Here is a 15,530-nt window from a genome sequence, read left to right on the forward strand (position 1 = left end):
TAAAGGATAAATCAGTCTTTTTAGCGGAAAATGTAATTCCGGATTTGTAATAGAAATGCTGTAACAAGTGTATCATAAATGTATACTAATATGGTTCAGGAAATTTGGATTAAAATAAATAAGACCTATGAAGAAATTTTTTATTTCGGTTTCTCTCTTTTGCATGATCAATGCAATGGCGCAGAAATTTGACACACAGACCCAGACCGATAATCAGGGCTATACTTATCAAACCGTAAAGAATGATAAGTCGGGAGTAAGAGTATATACCCTGAAGAACGGACTGAAGGTATATCTTGCAAAAAATGATGATGCTCCAAGAATTCAGACTTATATTCCTGTAAGAACAGGGTCTAACAATGATCCGAGCGACAATACAGGTTTGGCACATTACCTTGAGCATATGGTTTTCAAAGGAACTTCACATCTTGGAACTCAGGACTGGGCAAAGGAAAAAGCATTATTGCAACAGATCTCCGATCTCTATGAACAGCATAAAGCTGAAAAGGATCCTGAAAAGAAAAAATTACTTTATAAGAAAATAGATGAAGTTTCTCAGGAAGCATCTCAATATGCTATCGCCAACGAATATGATAAAGCAATCTCTTCATTGGGTGCAACGGGCACAAACGCCCATACCTGGCTTGATGAAACGGTTTATAAAAATAATATTCCAGCCAATGAGCTTGAAAAATGGCTGCAGGTAGAGAAAGAACGCTTTTCCGAACTGGTACTGCGTCTTTTCCATACAGAATTAGAGGCGGTTTACGAGGAATATAACAGAGCTCAGGATAACGACGGCCGTCTTGTAAATTATGCAATGATGGAAGCTCTTTTCCCTAAACATCCAAACGGACAGCAGACAACGATAGGTACTTCCGAGCATTTGAAAAGTCCATCAATGGTTGCTATTCACAAGTATTTTGACACTTATTACGTGCCTAATAATATGGCAGTTGTACTGGTAGGGGACCTTGATTTTGATAAAACCATTAAAATGGTAGATCAGTATTTTGGAACGTTCAAGTACAAAGAACTGCCCATGAAGAAGATGGTGTCGGAACAGCCTATGGAAAGCATTGTGACGAGAACTGTGAAAAGCCCGAGCACACCAAGAATGACTCTGGCCTGGAGATCCGATTCTAATGGAAGCCAGAATGCAAGGTTAGCAGACGTAGTGGCTGAAATTTTAAGCAACAGGGGAGATGCAGGTCTTATCGATCTTAATATGAACCAAACACAAAAAGTACTGGGTGCGGGCGCTTACGAATCTGCCTTTAAAACCTATGGTGCTTTTACAATGTCTGTCACTCCGAAAGAAGGACAGAGTTTTGATGATGCTAAAAAATTGCTGTTAGATCAGCTGGATCTTGTGAAAAAAGGTCAGTTTCCGGATTGGATGCTGAAAGCGATCGTCAATGATAAAAAAGTACAGCGCATGAAGTCGTGGGAAACGGCAGATGGATTGGCTACTACACTGTACAGTACTTATATCAACGAGCAAACCTGGGAGCAGGAGTTGAATGATATCAATCAATACGAAAAAATCACAAAGGCTGACGTTGTAAAGTTTGCCAACGAATTTTTCAAAGACAATTACGTGGTTGTTTACAAAGAAAAAGGAGTAAATGATAAACTCGTTCGTGTACAGAATCCGGGGATTACCCCAATCAAACTGAACAGAGAAGCACAGTCTCCTTTCCTTAAAGGTATTTTGAGCAGTAAAGTAGCTGAGATAAAACCTGAGTTCATTGATTATAAAGCAGCAATCCAGACGACTCAGATCAAGGATAAGAAGGTGAGCTTTATAAAGAATAAGTACAATGATGTGGCACAGATCAGCTATATTTTCCCTTTCGGTACGGATAATGATAAGGAGCTTTCAGTTGCAGTGACCCTTTTCGAATATCTTGGAACGGATAAATATACTCCGGAACAATTGAAAGGTGAATTCTATAAACTGGGAATATCTTACAGCTTCAGAACATCCAATGACCAGATTTTTATCACATTAAGCGGTCTTGAAGCAAATATGAAGAAAGGGGTAGAGTTGATGAACCATTGGCTGACGAATGTAAAAGCAGATAAAGACATTTATAACAAGACGGTAAAAACTATTTTAGAAGCAAGAGATGCCACTAAAAAAGATAAGACAAGAATCATGGCTGCTCTTTCCAATTATGCTAAATATGGCAAAAACTCGAGAATGGCAGATGTCGTTTCAAAGGAACGTCTTGAAGGGATCGATGTTGCGGAACTGACAAAGAAGATTAAAGTGCTGAACCAGTCTCCTTATGAGATCTTACTTTACGGGCAGGATCAGTCCGGTTTAGAAAAATCGGTGAAACCTTATATTTCTGAAACAAGTGTTCAGCCGTTAAAGGCGAAAGATTATCCGGAGCCTGCTTCAGAAGGAAAAGTATACTTTACGAACTATGATATGGTTCAGATGGAAATGGCTAAAGTTGCAAAAGGAAACGGATTGAACTTAAGTAACTTCGGTAAAGTTAATGTCTTCAATGAGTATTTCGGAAGAGGTTTGTCTTCTATTGTCTTCCAGGAGATCAGAGAAAGTAAGTCACTGGCTTATTCTGCTTATGTTTCTTACGCGAATGCAACAGAAAAAGGGCATGCAAATTATATCACAAATTATATCGGAACTCAGTCCAATAAGCTTCCTTTAGCAGTTAATGCAATGAATGAGCTGATGATCTCTCTGCCTCAGATCCCTGCGCAGTTTGAAAACTCAAGAGGCTCTGCACTGAAGCAAATCGCATCCAACAGGATTAACAGAACAAATATTTTCTTTAATCAGATGGCGCTGAAAAAGCTGGGTGTTGATTATGATATCAGAAAAGATGTTTATGCTGAAATTCAGGGATTGACCTTGCCACAGCTTACGAGTTTCTACGATACAGAAGTGAAGCCTGTAAAATATAATACAGCCATCATTGGTAAAAAAGAAAATCTGAATATGGAATCCATTAATAAAATGGGAACGTTCCAGGAGGTATCTCTTGAGGAGATCTTCGGGTACTAACCTCTTATGATACCAATTTTTTTCAACGGGGCATAGATGCCCCGTTTTTTTATGTTCCAGAATTTGAAAAAGAGGATTTATTTGTTTTGACGGTAATTCAGTTTTACCAGTAAATACACTTCATTCTTGTCAAGATCATTGCACCAGGTACGCTGTGAAACAACAGCATCATTATACAGATCAAGATCATCCATATTGTTATAGTATTCCATTCTTTCGGAGGTCTTGTATCTAAAAAATGAAATAAGATTCACTTCATCCCCAATTTGCGGAGCGATTGGAAACTCAACAGAATTTTCAAAATCAAATTCAACGTTATCTGAATAGAACCTTACTTTTACGCTCATAATTTTATTTTCATCAAATATATCGAAAAATAAAGGGTATGCGTATCTATAGTATGACTTAATAACCTTATGTAAAGAAAAAACCAGCCTGTTTCAGGCTGGTTTGATATTTTCACTACAAGTTATTTTAAGATTTCACTTCCTGAATAAACAGATTAATTTCTGCTCTGATCAGCAGTTGCTCATTATTAAATGTCTCGCAAAATATGTTACAGATATTTTCATACTGTGAGATCAGCGAAGCTTTTGAAATGATCTTATCTCCTGTCTTTGGGAGTGCAAAGAGTTCGATTTTTTTAATATTGGTGATAAAACCGATCACTTTGGTATCTGCTTCAGGATTTTCAAAGAAGCTCTGTCCGAGAATAGATGAGCAGGTCTGAGCGAGATTTTCGATAAGGCCGGCTTCAACAAATTCACCATCATGAACAAAAATATTATCTTCTTTTATTTCAAAGGAAGTCACAACTTTTTCTTTGGTCAGTTCCAGAATGTAATCTGCCATAAGCATTGGCTCGCGGTGCGGCAGAAAGTTGTGTATATTGATGATATTCTCTTCCTTGATTTCCATTACATTTATTTTACTGCAGTTTTCATTTGGGATTTTGCAATGACCCCGCCATTCAGCTTCGTTACAATGTCGACCAGCGTTACTCCCATTACTTCATTAAGGATCGTTACTTCCGATACCAGACGGTCTCCTGTTTTAGGAAGGCTTTCCGCCTCAAAAGATTTGATGGCCCCAATATATCCGGTGGGAGCATCCTTACCTAAAAGATAATACTTGTATCCGGTATGTAAAGCGACACTTTGTGCCTGGTGTTCAATCAGCCCTGAAGCCTGAAACGTTCCGTCCTGGATAAAAATATTATCATCTTTGATCTCGAATCCTGATACAAGATGGTTTTCGGAATATTCCGTAAGTTCATGAACCATGACAAACGGAAAACGCTGTGGAATAAGGCTTTCCACAAAATCCTGATCGGATGTTGGCAGTTGATGTTTCATTAGCAAACCGTTAATAGAGCACAAGAGTAAGCGAATCTTCCACTTTCAGGAACACACAGCAATACTTTTTCGCCTTTTTTCAATGTTCCTGAATTCATTAATTCTTCCAGTGCCACAAAGATAGAACCTGCTCCGATGTTTCCAATGTCAGAAAGGTTATAGAACCATTTTTCTGCAGGGAAATCCATTCCTTTTTTAGCAAATTCATCTTTTAGGCCATCTTTAAAATAGCCGGAAGAGATATGTGCCAGAACGTGGTCAATCTTTTCAGGATCCAGGTTATGTTTGTCAAAAGAAGATCTTAAGCTTTCTGCTCCTTTTACCAGAATATATTTATCCAGAATTTTGGTGTCTTGCTTTATAGCAAAGATAGACTGCTTCAACCATTCATCAGAAGGGTAGTCTGCCCATGATTTAAGGCTTCCGTCTTCCTGTTTGTCACATCCTGCATACATACATGCTTCGATCTCGTGAGCATAAGAGTAAAAATCAATAAACTCTATTTTTAAAGAAATTCCGTTTTCTCTTGGTTTGTTTTCAAGAAGGAATGCACCTGCACCATCAGAAAGCATCCATCTCAGGAATTCTCTTTTGAAGGCAACGATTGGTCTTTCTTCCAGTACTTTTAAATTTTCAGCTTCATGGTTGAATTTATCGGCTGTCATCCATGCTGACATTCTCTCGGATCCTGCACATACAGCATTTTCATTGACACCTGCCTTTACGGAAAGAAATCCGTAGTTAAGGGCATTCATCCCGGAGTTGCATAAACCTGTAGCCGTATTAATTTCAATAGATTTGCCGATATTCAGTTCACCATGAACCATTGAAGCATGAGAAGGCTGCATTTGATCCGGGGAAGTAGTTCCTACGGATAACAGTTTCATGTCTTCTTTTTTGAAATTTTCATCGAATAGTCCTTCTACAGCTTTTGCTGTCAACTGTGCATTGGTGTGAGTAGGATTTCCTTCTTTGTCCAAAGCATAGTATCTTGTTGTGATCTTGTTGTTTCTTAAAATCAATGATTTTGCTTTAGAAGGAGCGTCATTTATCAGACCAAGATAAGTCTCCATTTCATCATTTGATACCGGGTTATTAGGTAAGTATGTTGATGCTTTTGTTATAAATACGTCGTACATTCTATTTTAAATTAATTCCTTGTAAATATCTTTTTTGTTTTTGTCTTTTAGACCAAAATATAGGGGTTGTCAGTAAGTGTAAAACTAAGACGATAGGTGAGATAATCCATATCGCAGCCATCAAATATACCTTAAAGAATTTTATCAGCAATGGGCGTTTCTCTTTTTTCTTAATAATCAGATTAGACCATATGGTGAATATCTTGTTTCCTACTTTTTCTACTCTTACCAGGAAGGCACGGATCTCTACTGCTCCGTTCTTTACCAGATCAGGCTGCAAATCAGATAGGTTTCCACTGCTGAAATGCTTTTCAATAATGCTGCCATATTTTACAGATCCTGAAATTTCTTCATCCGAAACTCCGGCAGCAGGAAGCATTCCTGATTTTTCTTTCTGCCCTGTGGTCAGCCAGCGTAAGATGGTAAGTACACTGGTATAATTATCATGCCTGTCTACTAAAGCAATATTTCCTGCCAATTTTGCTCCCAGATCTTTCAAATACACTTTCAGTTTCTCCTGAGAAAGCATCCACATATTTCTCGTCCCGGAAATAGTAACCACATCCGTGCCTTTCAGTATTTTTTCTGCAAAACTGCTCTTTAAAAAAGAGATGATAGGAATAGAAGGGGTAAGATACCATACCTGATATCCGAATAAAACAAGGTCATACTTTTTGTTCAGGATCTCTTCAGAAGGAGGAAAGATTTCTTTAGGAATCTGAAGATAGGATTCAGGAAATGTATTGAAGAAAACATCGCCCGGCCAGGGAAAGGGAAAGTCCTCTTTCAGCTGAATATTATAATAGGTAACGTCATATTCTTCCTTTTTGTTTTCAAAAGGTTTAGCTATATTTTTCACAATCTCTTCCAGTTGGCCGGTTTGTGAATAGTAGATTATGAGTATGTTTTTTTTCATTAATATTCTTTAGCGATTACAAAAATATGCTTTTCATATTTATTTAGTGTTTTTTGAATATTTTTATTCCTTTTGAATTAAATTCTTGATAATAATCTTTATTATCGAGTTCTTGGCGAACTGCATTAAGGAATATGATCGTTTCAGGAATTGTCTCCAGTGTATTAATATCAAAATTTTGATCAGAAACCAAAAGTACATCAATCTTTTTATGGACCTCTGAAACGGTATTGATATAATGTAACTTTCTTCTTTTTACGAGATAAGTCTGCATTGCTGTTTGTCTTCTTTCTTCATCTTTAATGAATGAGAAAACTCTTCTCTCCGCCTGATAAAGAGTCAAAAGAATATCTTTCTGGCCAAAATCACCTGCCATATGCAGGATCGATGCATCCTTTGAAATATGCTTGTTTAATTCAAAATAAACAGATTTGTTAGCATTGAAATCATCCTTCACTTCTTTTACCACTTCACTGTCTTTAAATAAGTAACTTAAGAATAATTTTTTTCTGAAATAATTTTCATCTTCCAGCTCATTTCTAAGTTCTGCAAACTTCTCTCTGAAACAGGCATTGATCTTTTTCGTTCTTTCAGAATAGTTTTCTCCGAAACTCAAATCATCTTTACTGATTCTTTCCCCTACTTTTACGGTGATACTTCCGTCGTAGATGATAAAATCTCCTTTTGGCAGTACTTCAGAATTTCCATGAATATATAAAGGAAGTATATCTAATCCGAACTGTTCAGCCAGATAAAAAGCTCCTTTGTGGAATCTTTTTACATCATTGGTATAAGAGCGCTCTGCTTCCGGGAAAACGACCAGAGAATACCCCTGATCGATTTTTTCTTTCAGTTTTTCCATACCGTTCTCAATTCCTTGTGAGACGGGGTAAAAGCCCAGTGCCCGTACCAGTTTTCCAAAAACCGGAGACTCATATACCCAGTCATTGACCAGATAAATGATTTTATGGGTTGCCATCGCAATGGCCAGTGTATCAAGAAAAGAAGTGTGGTTGGCAATGATGACTGCCGGTCTGCTAAAATCTTCTGAAGGATTTTTAATGACTCTCTTTCTTACAAAGGGGCTTATGTATAATACAGAGGTTAAAAATTTAGCTAAAATCAATTTGATGACATCTAAAGTTTTCCCTTTTGATCTTTTGATAAAAACACTTCCGATCAGTGAAAAGACCAAGCCTCCCAATCCATAATAAAAGAATGAAATGATACATCTTAAAAATAGCCTGAAAGTAATAGGCGAAAGTCCTTTCTTTGCCCTGTTCGTGATCAGTAATCTAAACCAGAAAGGATAGAGGGTTGAGGTAATGATGATCACAGAAAACATTCCGATCAGTGCTACCAGTGCCAATGAATGCAGAGCAGGATGTTTGGCGAAAATTAAAGAACCGATCGATAAAATCGTTGTGAAAACAGCAAGGATAATCGAAGTTCTGTAAGTCGGAAGCTCATTTTTTCCTGTGGTATGTTCCTTCTGCATTGCTTTCGTCAGAAATATGCTGAAATCATCTCCCACACCAAATACCAGTGTACAAACCACTGTACTGAAAATATTCAGTTCCAGCCCCAGAAAATACAGAATGCCTGCCGTAACAACTCCTGTCAGGACTATTGGAAACATAGTGAGGACTGTAAGTTCAAAATTCCTGAAAAAAACAATAATCGTCAGAACGATAGCCAGAAGAGAATAGTTGATCAGCGTGCTGAAATCCCTTTTCAACAGACCTAAAAAGTTTTCATTCATCTGTTGACGGTCGATAGCAAGCGCATCATGGTTCTTTTCGACGTCTTTTATGAAGGTGTCTCTTTTTCTTTCGTCCAGTTTTACAACATTGGAAACAGTATAAAATCCATTTTCACTGCTCAGGAACTCTGAGATCTGTAATGCTTTTATTTTCTCATATTCCTTGAGACTTAACGCGGTATAATTTTTATTTAAAACCGCATTAAAATTGTCAAAAGCACTGCTGTTGAAGCCAAATTGAGTTCCGCTGTTCACAAGTTCTGAAATGGTATGGTTCTTTTTATTGGTATCCCAGAATCTGTTCCAAACTTCAATTCTCTGTTTCTGATCTTTTTCAGAAAGAACAACATTGCCGAGCGAACTGTAGCTTAAAATTTTTCCCTCCTTTTTTTCTTTCTCCAGAAAGCTGCTCAGTCTTGAGTTTCTGGCCAGTGCTTCTTCCTCAGAGTCTCCGTAAGAAATCGTATAAATGGATTTTGAAGTAATGTCAGAGAGTTTTTGCAGTTTAGCCTCGCTTATTTTTAATTCTTTGGGTATATAATTAAGATCACCAATGTCTTCATTGAATCCTACATGCCTGAATCCAAACAGGCAGGCAATGATAATAACGGAACAGCCAATGATCAGAGGTTTGTTTTTCTCATATGGATAAGAGCCAATTCTGTCTATAAAATTGGTGCTGTGATTTTCTTCCTTCTGCTTAGGTTTGTAAAGCTGAGGTACAATGATTAATGCAGTAATGGAAGATAAGATAACCGTAATGGCAGCGAAAAGGCCAAGATCTTTCAGAGCTTCAGAACGGACAAATACCAGACACAGGAAAGAAACCGCAGTTGTTGCACTGCTCAGTACAATAGGTTGTGTAATCTCTTTGTAAAGTTCTTCGATATTATTGTTATGTTTATAATGTGTAAGAATATGGAGGGCATAATCTATGGTAATCCCAATCAGAATGGCACCCACACTCAAAGAAATAGCGGAGATCTTATCTTTAATAAAATAGAGAATCAGAAGAGCAAGCAGTACTGAAAATACAGTCGGAAGAAATACAATAATAGGAGTGAAGAAATTTCTGAAATAATAGATCAGCAGGATAAGAAGTACCGTCATAGAGATCATGACCGTATTCTGTATATCTTTTTTGATTTGTTGTGCATTGGCAACAGCAATCACTGGAGATCCGAAATAGCTGAGTTCAGTCTTTCCTTTGAACTGCTTATTGACAATATCTTTTATCTCATTGAGCGTATTGATGAAAGCTTCATTACCCTTTGTATCGTTGCTTTTGTTTTTTGGTTCAATAAAGAGCAGGAGGTTTTTTCCGTCTTTGGTAACGATATAATTATCTTCCAGCTTGAAGTCTTTGCTGATGTTCAGGGCATTTAATTTCTTGATCCCCAAATAAGCAATTCCCAATGGATCTTTCTTGATGAAATCTTTCGTAACGAGACTTGTTGGCGAAACCAGTGAGACGTAATTATTCTCTACCTGTTTTGAAATGCTGTCTTTCTGAAGTTTTCTCTCAATTTCCTTATAATCGTTTTCATCCAGAAAAAGCGGAAGATTCTGATTGACAAAATCAAATGTGTCCGAGATTTCACTGTCGTTCACCTTTCCCTGAATACTGCCTATGTATTTTTTTAAAGGTTCAACCTTTTGTAGAAAAGTATCAGCCGTTTCAGAAAGCTGGAAGCTGTCTTCATTGGATTTGTTTTCTATAATCACGATGATCTTGTCAGAAAAATTGAGCTGTTTAAGAACTTTTGCAGTAAGATCGGATTTTTCATTTTTAGGAATGATCTGGTTGATATCCTCTTCAAAATTGATTTTTGAAGCAAAAAATCCACATATTACAGCTATTCCTAAAGCAATTACTGCAGAAAGAATTCTGTTTTTAGAGATCAGATAATATAAAAATATAAAAAAACGATGCATTACATTGTGAAATCAAGTGTGCAAATTTAATTTTTTCAGTATTAGTTCAAAACATTTCGGCTATAAGTTTTGTCTGAAAATCAACAAAATATTCTAGGCAGAATAAAAAAATATTCTACTTTTGCAAAAGTTCCCTTTCAAAAAATATATTTTAAACCAATATTATTATTAAAGAAATAAGAATCTGTTTTAGATATGTTGAAAAAAAATGATGAAAAAATAGACGGATTTCTATCAATAATAGTACTCCAATTTTCTACTGTCCTGCCTGGCTTATTACGGCTTAGGATATCTTTTCTGCGCATTGCATTATTTCAAAAAACTATAAAATTAGCATGAGTTTATTACATCCGTATTTTATAGTGGCCATGTTTTATATGCTATTTTTTAGTGTACAGGAGGTTTTTGGAAAAAAAGTAGACAAAAAATGGTTTTGGTTTTTAGGGATCTATCTTTTGTTACTGATTGGTTTCCGCGATAATGTGGGACCGGATTACGGAAGTTACAGAGGATTATACATCTATTCCGATACAAAAAGTTATAGCAGCATATTTTTGAAGATGCTTCATATGGAAGGCTCTGACCATTTGGATGTAGAGTGGCTGTATACTTTAATTAATAAGATACTGCTGAATGTTTTCGATGCCCCCTTTTATGTTCTTACTTTCATTATAGCGGCTTGTGCCATTTTTTTTAAGATAGAATATACCGAGGACAATACATTTTATCCCTTTACCTTTACGCTCTTCATGTTTGTTCCTTACTTTTTTGTGGGGGAGAGCGGACAGATCCGGCAGAATCTCGCGACATTCATTGTTTATTTTGCCATACGGTACATTAAACAGCGGCAACTCTGGCATTACCTGTTCTTTATATTTCTCGCATCGGGAATTCATACAGTAAGTTATCTGTTTCTGCCCATGTACTGGTTTGCACGTGTGCCATTAAATAAGACCATCATGCTCATCATGATCATCTGCTCTGTGTTTCTCTCTCCGTTTGAGATTTACAGGGTATTTGGAGATTTTCTGGGAAGTATGGCGTCTGATAATGTTCTTGTAGAAGGTTTAAATGGATATATGGACGAGTCAATAGAAAGACTGAATGGCGGTTTCGGAATTCCAGAGGCCATGATGATGATCCTTACATTCTTCCTCTTTGCTTTTGATACCAAAATGAAAAAACTGTATCCATACTATGAATACCATCGGAACTATGCAGTAGTCGGAATATGTTTTTATTTTATTTTCAGGAATAATCCCGTGTTCTCATCCAGGTTGGTAGGAGCTTTTATCGGATTTTCTTATGTGTTGATTCCCAATACAATGTATGTCGTGTCAAGTGTCATGAAAAAGATGATTTATGCTTTTATCATAGCCCTTGTTATATTTAATTTTGTTGTTTTCTCGGTATTTAATAATATAAAAGTTGGTCGATTTACAATAGAACTTTATAGAAATCATATTCTTCCTTAAATACTTATCTATTGACTTAAATAATATATAAGGCAGCTCTGAAGCTGTCTTTTTTTTTGCAGCAGTTTTTTACATTTAAGTGCTTTTTTATAACAGTTATTAAATCATCATTCCATATAAAAATATCTTTGGTAGAGGGAAGGATTGTGTGGTATGTTTTTTTTATTCGTAATATTTAAATATTGCGTTATTATTTGTCATAATGTAAATATGATGTTGTTATTTGTGGTTTTTGTGTTAAATAATTGTTAAAGGCTTAAAAGTTGTATTTCTTGAATAGCACACAACTTCAAGGATATGAAAAATTTAGTTAAAAATTTTGCGGCAATTTTTTGCTTAGTGTCGATTGGTACCTATTCAATGAATAGTAGGGAATTGCAGGAAATCCCTTCTTTGTATAGAGATGCGAAAAAATTAGTAACTGTGAGTGATACCTTACGTCAGCCTGTTGGCAGAGTTCCTGCCCTGGATTGGACGAAAGCCCCCAACAGCTATATTTTTGACCCCGGTCAAAGCGAAGGTGGTCTTTTGGTTCCGGTGAAAAAGGCTTATGTTATGTGGATGGATGATAAACTCATCAGGGATGGCGGAATTCCTTCCGGTAAAGTAACCGCCGATGTACTGTGGGAGGATGTCCATGGTCTTATCAAATCCGGAACGCGCTATTCTCTTGAGATTCTGGATTCTGACCAGAATGCTAAAATAAAAGTTCCCATTAACAAAACAAAAAAGGGAAATGCCGTTATCGCTTTCAGAGTGGATGGTGAGATCTACTGGAGCTGGCATATTTGGGTTACCGACGATCCTTCAAACGGATCAACTTACAAAAGTTTTAATAATATTACAAGGATGAAGGCAGACGGAACTGTTGAGCCAATTCCAGACTCAGACTGGAAATGGATGGACCGTAACCTGGGCGCTCTGAGTAGTTCTATCACTTCTTCAGACTGGAACCGAAGCATAGGTCTTCTTTATCAATGGGGACGGAAGGACCCGATACCTCCTTTAGTGACAAGAGGAAATGATTTCTATGAAGTATCAGGTTCGGTGGGAAGAGTCAGACATAGAGGAGCGAAGAATTTCACCAATGCAGTCAGTATTGATAATCTCACGAAGTTTGTTCCGCTTTCCAGTGCTGAAGTGAGTAAAAACATCAGGCTGGCTGTTAAGAATCCATTAAGTCTCATCTATGTAAATAAAGATGATAATACCGGTCAGGCATACTACAACAATAATCTCAACCTTCCGGTCAATTGGTTCGGGCGTTCTGCCGGAATAGAAGATAGCAGGCTTTCGGAGCTTAATCTCTGGTCGGATAATTCGCAGGGAAGGATCAGTGCCAACTACAATATGGAAGAAAGTGCGCAGCCTTACAGAGATAAATCTCCCTATGATCCATGTCCCAATGGCTGGAGGATGCCATCGATGTTGATCGCGAATTTAGGCTCTCAGTCGTATGCAGACGATATCAGGATAGATTTTTCACCTTTTGGGGTCAGAACGAATATGTCTAAAAACCTTTTTGAAACAAATAAATATCATATTATTAAACCTACGGATGCTGGAGTTCCTGTGTTTATGACAGGATTTCGAATTTATCCTAATCTGGGATTTGATCTTTCCAATGCCGGTGGAAATAATATGGGCGTTTTTCCCGGTACGGGTCAGCTGATCAGAAATGCACACCAGGGACAGTATACAGATCAGCATCATATTGCTTTATGGACGGCGACGATGGCGAGACACTTTGATGCATCCCCGGCCGTCATTACCAGAGGACTTTATATGATCCCTGATAAGGGGCAGCCGGATATTCCCGATCCTGATTATCCAAATATTAAAGGAAGGTATTTTTATATGCCAATGTCTGGAATGTATACCTCCGAAGCCAACGGCTGCCGATGTATTAAAGATCCGCTTTATGTTGTGAACAGATATGATTTCCCTTCTGAATACTTTGCAGCCCCATTGGAAGAATACAGGGAAGGAATTAATAATCCCAATACCTATCAGGCGGTTAAGGATGCGCAGCTTTTTACCGTTGAAATTCCCGTATGTAAGGCTTTTTCCGTTCAGAGTCAACTTCTGAATAATCAGGAAATCCTTAATCCTTCAAGCTTTAACAGTTTAAAAGCAAATGTATTGTGGACGACCAATACAACTCTGATTAACAGGATAAGTATTGTTAATCCATCTCCCTCTTCATTACAAAGTATCAGCAACTCAAAAATTTTAGTGGAAATAAGGCCCAATCAAAGTGGAAATGCGGTAGTGACGCTTCATAATGGAAGTATTTACTCACCGGTATACTGGAGCTGGCATATCTGGATTACTGATTCTTCTGTAGGAACCTTTAACTATACTACAGAGTCTCCTGTATCAGAAGCTGTAAATTATGTGAATTATGTAAACAAAGCAGACGCAGTGATGCAGACAGAGTTCATGGATAGAAATCTTGGAGCGGTTGATACTTTTCCTATGGTTGCCAATGGGCTTTCTCCTACCACTGCAGAGCTTGCTAAAATAAGAGCCTCTACAGGGATGCATTATCAGTGGGGAAGAAAAGACCCGATTCCGACGTTTCAATATGCCGACAACAAAGCATCTTTTAATGTGTTTTTGGGAACAGCAGCAGATAACGGAACGGTTTCATATACAACACTGACTCCCGCTACGTATAATAATATGTCTGGAAATTATATTGTTCCTTACAATACTTATGCTGCTGCAAATGTACAGAGCACAGACCGTCCGGCAGATAAATTAGCCAAAGTGATCTCTTACTCTGTTAAAAATCCCCTGGTGTATATGATTCCCAGTTCTTTTGCTCCGTATAATAATGTAACACCTAATTACACCAACGGAACGGACTGGCTGTCAGATGAACCAAACCTGGCTCCTGACAGGTGGGGAAGAGGAGGGAAGAAGTCTCCCTTTGATCCGTGCCCGGAAGGCTGGAGGATTCCCGACCTTAGCAGTGTAGCTCTGATTTCCAATCAGGATTTTGGACAGTCACCATGGTATAAAAAAGATAAAAACATAGCCACATTTTATAATGCAAGTACAGATTATTCTGCTACCAGAGTAAGGAATCCTTCCACGACCTCTACGATTGGATATATGTTTTTGGGAGGTTCATACAAGGTTGGTAACTTTCCGGATTCCGGGTCACGTGGATTCAGAAGTGTTCTTGCGAATCAATCTCCGCAGGGAACTTTTAATACAGTCAATTTTCAGTATCCCGGTGTCTGGACTGGAGCGTTGGCAGCTAATTATCTGGGAAGGTCAATTAATATCCTGTTTGATGCTGCATCTACCGCTAACCGTTTTATTGCTTTCCATGATAATAATGATCCGTATTTCGGGACAAGCTGCCGTTGCGTGAGAATAAAATATGATACGGATGGAAATGAAGCGGGTCCCATTCCAGGCCAACAGGTCGTAATTCTGGCCTCGGGTAGAGCGGCTTCCGCTTTAAGCAATACTGAAGTAAAAGAAAAAGTAAGAGATAACGAAATCTCTTTTTTTCCAAATCCGGTAAAAGATATCCTATATATCCGTGCATCGCAACAGACGGACTATTTTTATAACATTTACAGTATGTCAGGACAATTAGTAACGTCAGGAAAATTTGAAAATGGGAAAACAGATTTGTCTGCTCTCACTTCAGGAATATATTTGGTGAGAATTAATAATTCCGAAAAAATGGTGAAAATAATCAAACAATAGACCTGAAAAAAGCTGTATTAGAGCAGAATGGGGTTTCCCTGTTCTGCTTTTTTACCGGTTACATATACTTTGCATCTATTGCAAATGATGAAAAATTCTATATCATCTATTTTATTGAAGCTAAATTGTGAGGTAAAATGTAGGTACTAAAGGACTTGATATATTCCAAAATGCCCTTG

The 15,530-nt window shown here is 37.5% G+C and carries 9 protein-coding genes; 3 read left to right on the top strand and 6 right to left on the bottom strand.

The window, feature by feature from the left end:
• Positions 1–127: 127 nt before the first annotated feature.
• Complete coding sequence (locus tag IW16_RS05215) at positions 128–3,040, top strand: M16 family metallopeptidase (protein ID WP_051889927.1); 2,913 nt, start codon at positions 128–130, stop codon at positions 3,038–3,040.
• A gap of 77 nt (positions 3,041–3,117) precedes the next feature.
• Here the strand turns inward: IW16_RS05215 and IW16_RS05220 are convergent, their stop codons facing one another.
• The 6 genes from IW16_RS05220 to IW16_RS05245 all read right to left on the bottom strand — a co-directional run bounded on the left by IW16_RS05220 (position 3,118) and on the right by IW16_RS05245 (position 10,147).
• Positions 3,118–3,387, bottom strand: coding sequence for a hypothetical protein (locus IW16_RS05220; protein ID WP_034740354.1), 270 nt, complete (start codon positions 3,385–3,387; stop codon positions 3,118–3,120).
• Positions 3,388–3,514: 127 nt separating this feature from the next.
• On the bottom strand, positions 3,515–3,958 hold the full coding sequence (locus tag IW16_RS05225; RefSeq protein ID WP_034740356.1) for an ABC transporter permease: 444 nt from the start codon (positions 3,956–3,958) through the stop codon (positions 3,515–3,517).
• A gap of 5 nt (positions 3,959–3,963) precedes the next feature.
• Positions 3,964–4,395 (bottom strand): hypothetical protein, encoded by a 432-nt coding sequence (locus IW16_RS05230; protein WP_034740358.1) that lies wholly within the window; start codon positions 4,393–4,395, stop codon positions 3,964–3,966.
• Entirely contained in the window at positions 4,395–5,534 is a 1,140-nt protein-coding gene (locus IW16_RS05235; RefSeq protein ID WP_034740360.1) for a beta-ketoacyl-ACP synthase III, read from the bottom strand. Before IW16_RS05235 ends, IW16_RS05230 begins: the two co-directional genes overlap by 1 nt.
• A gap of 1 nt (position 5,535) precedes the next feature.
• Positions 5,536–6,450 carry a hypothetical protein gene (locus IW16_RS05240; protein WP_034740362.1) on the bottom strand — a complete coding sequence of 305 codons (915 nt, stop codon included), beginning with the start codon at positions 6,448–6,450 and terminating at the stop codon, positions 5,536–5,538.
• Positions 6,451–6,493: 43 nt separating this feature from the next.
• Positions 6,494–10,147: an MMPL family transporter gene (locus IW16_RS05245; protein WP_034740364.1), complete on the bottom strand. Its 3,654-nt coding sequence runs from the start codon at positions 10,145–10,147 to the stop codon at positions 6,494–6,496.
• A gap of 335 nt (positions 10,148–10,482) precedes the next feature.
• On the opposite strand from IW16_RS05245, the gene IW16_RS05250 reads away from it, so the two are divergent.
• Both IW16_RS05250 and IW16_RS05255 read left to right on the top strand, forming a co-directional pair.
• Entirely contained in the window at positions 10,483–11,622 is a 1,140-nt protein-coding gene (locus tag IW16_RS05250; protein WP_223878096.1) for an EpsG family protein, read from the top strand.
• Positions 11,623–12,045: 423 nt separating this feature from the next.
• Positions 12,046–15,351, top strand: coding sequence for a T9SS type A sorting domain-containing protein (locus IW16_RS05255; protein WP_165571956.1), 3,306 nt, complete (start codon positions 12,046–12,048; stop codon positions 15,349–15,351).
• Positions 15,352–15,530 lie beyond the last annotated feature (179 nt).

It is taken from the genome of Chryseobacterium vrystaatense (genome assembly GCF_000737765.1).
Lineage (GTDB): Bacteria > Bacteroidota > Bacteroidia > Flavobacteriales > Weeksellaceae > Chryseobacterium > Chryseobacterium vrystaatense.

What these genes read in the sequence shown, in the direction of transcription:
- IW16_RS05235 (WP_034740360.1), bottom strand. Translation starts at nt 5,534, where the DNA reads ATGTACGACGTATTTATAACAAAAGCATCAACATACTTACCTAATAAC.
- IW16_RS05250 (WP_223878096.1), top strand. Translation starts at nt 10,483, where the DNA reads ATGAGTTTATTACATCCGTATTTTATAGTGGCCATGTTTTATATGCTA.
- IW16_RS05240 (WP_034740362.1), bottom strand. Translation starts at nt 6,450, where the DNA reads ATGAAAAAAAACATACTCATAATCTACTATTCACAAACCGGCCAACTG.
- IW16_RS05220 (WP_034740354.1), bottom strand. Translation starts at nt 3,387, where the DNA reads ATGAGCGTAAAAGTAAGGTTCTATTCAGATAACGTTGAATTTGATTTT.
- IW16_RS05225 (WP_034740356.1), bottom strand. Translation starts at nt 3,958, where the DNA reads ATGGAAATCAAGGAAGAGAATATCATCAATATACACAACTTTCTGCCG.
- IW16_RS05245 (WP_034740364.1), bottom strand. Translation starts at nt 10,147, where the DNA reads ATGCATCGTTTTTTTATATTTTTATATTATCTGATCTCTAAAAACAGA.
- IW16_RS05215 (WP_051889927.1), top strand. Translation starts at nt 128, where the DNA reads ATGAAGAAATTTTTTATTTCGGTTTCTCTCTTTTGCATGATCAATGCA.
- IW16_RS05230 (WP_034740358.1), bottom strand. Translation starts at nt 4,395, where the DNA reads ATGAAACATCAACTGCCAACATCCGATCAGGATTTTGTGGAAAGCCTT.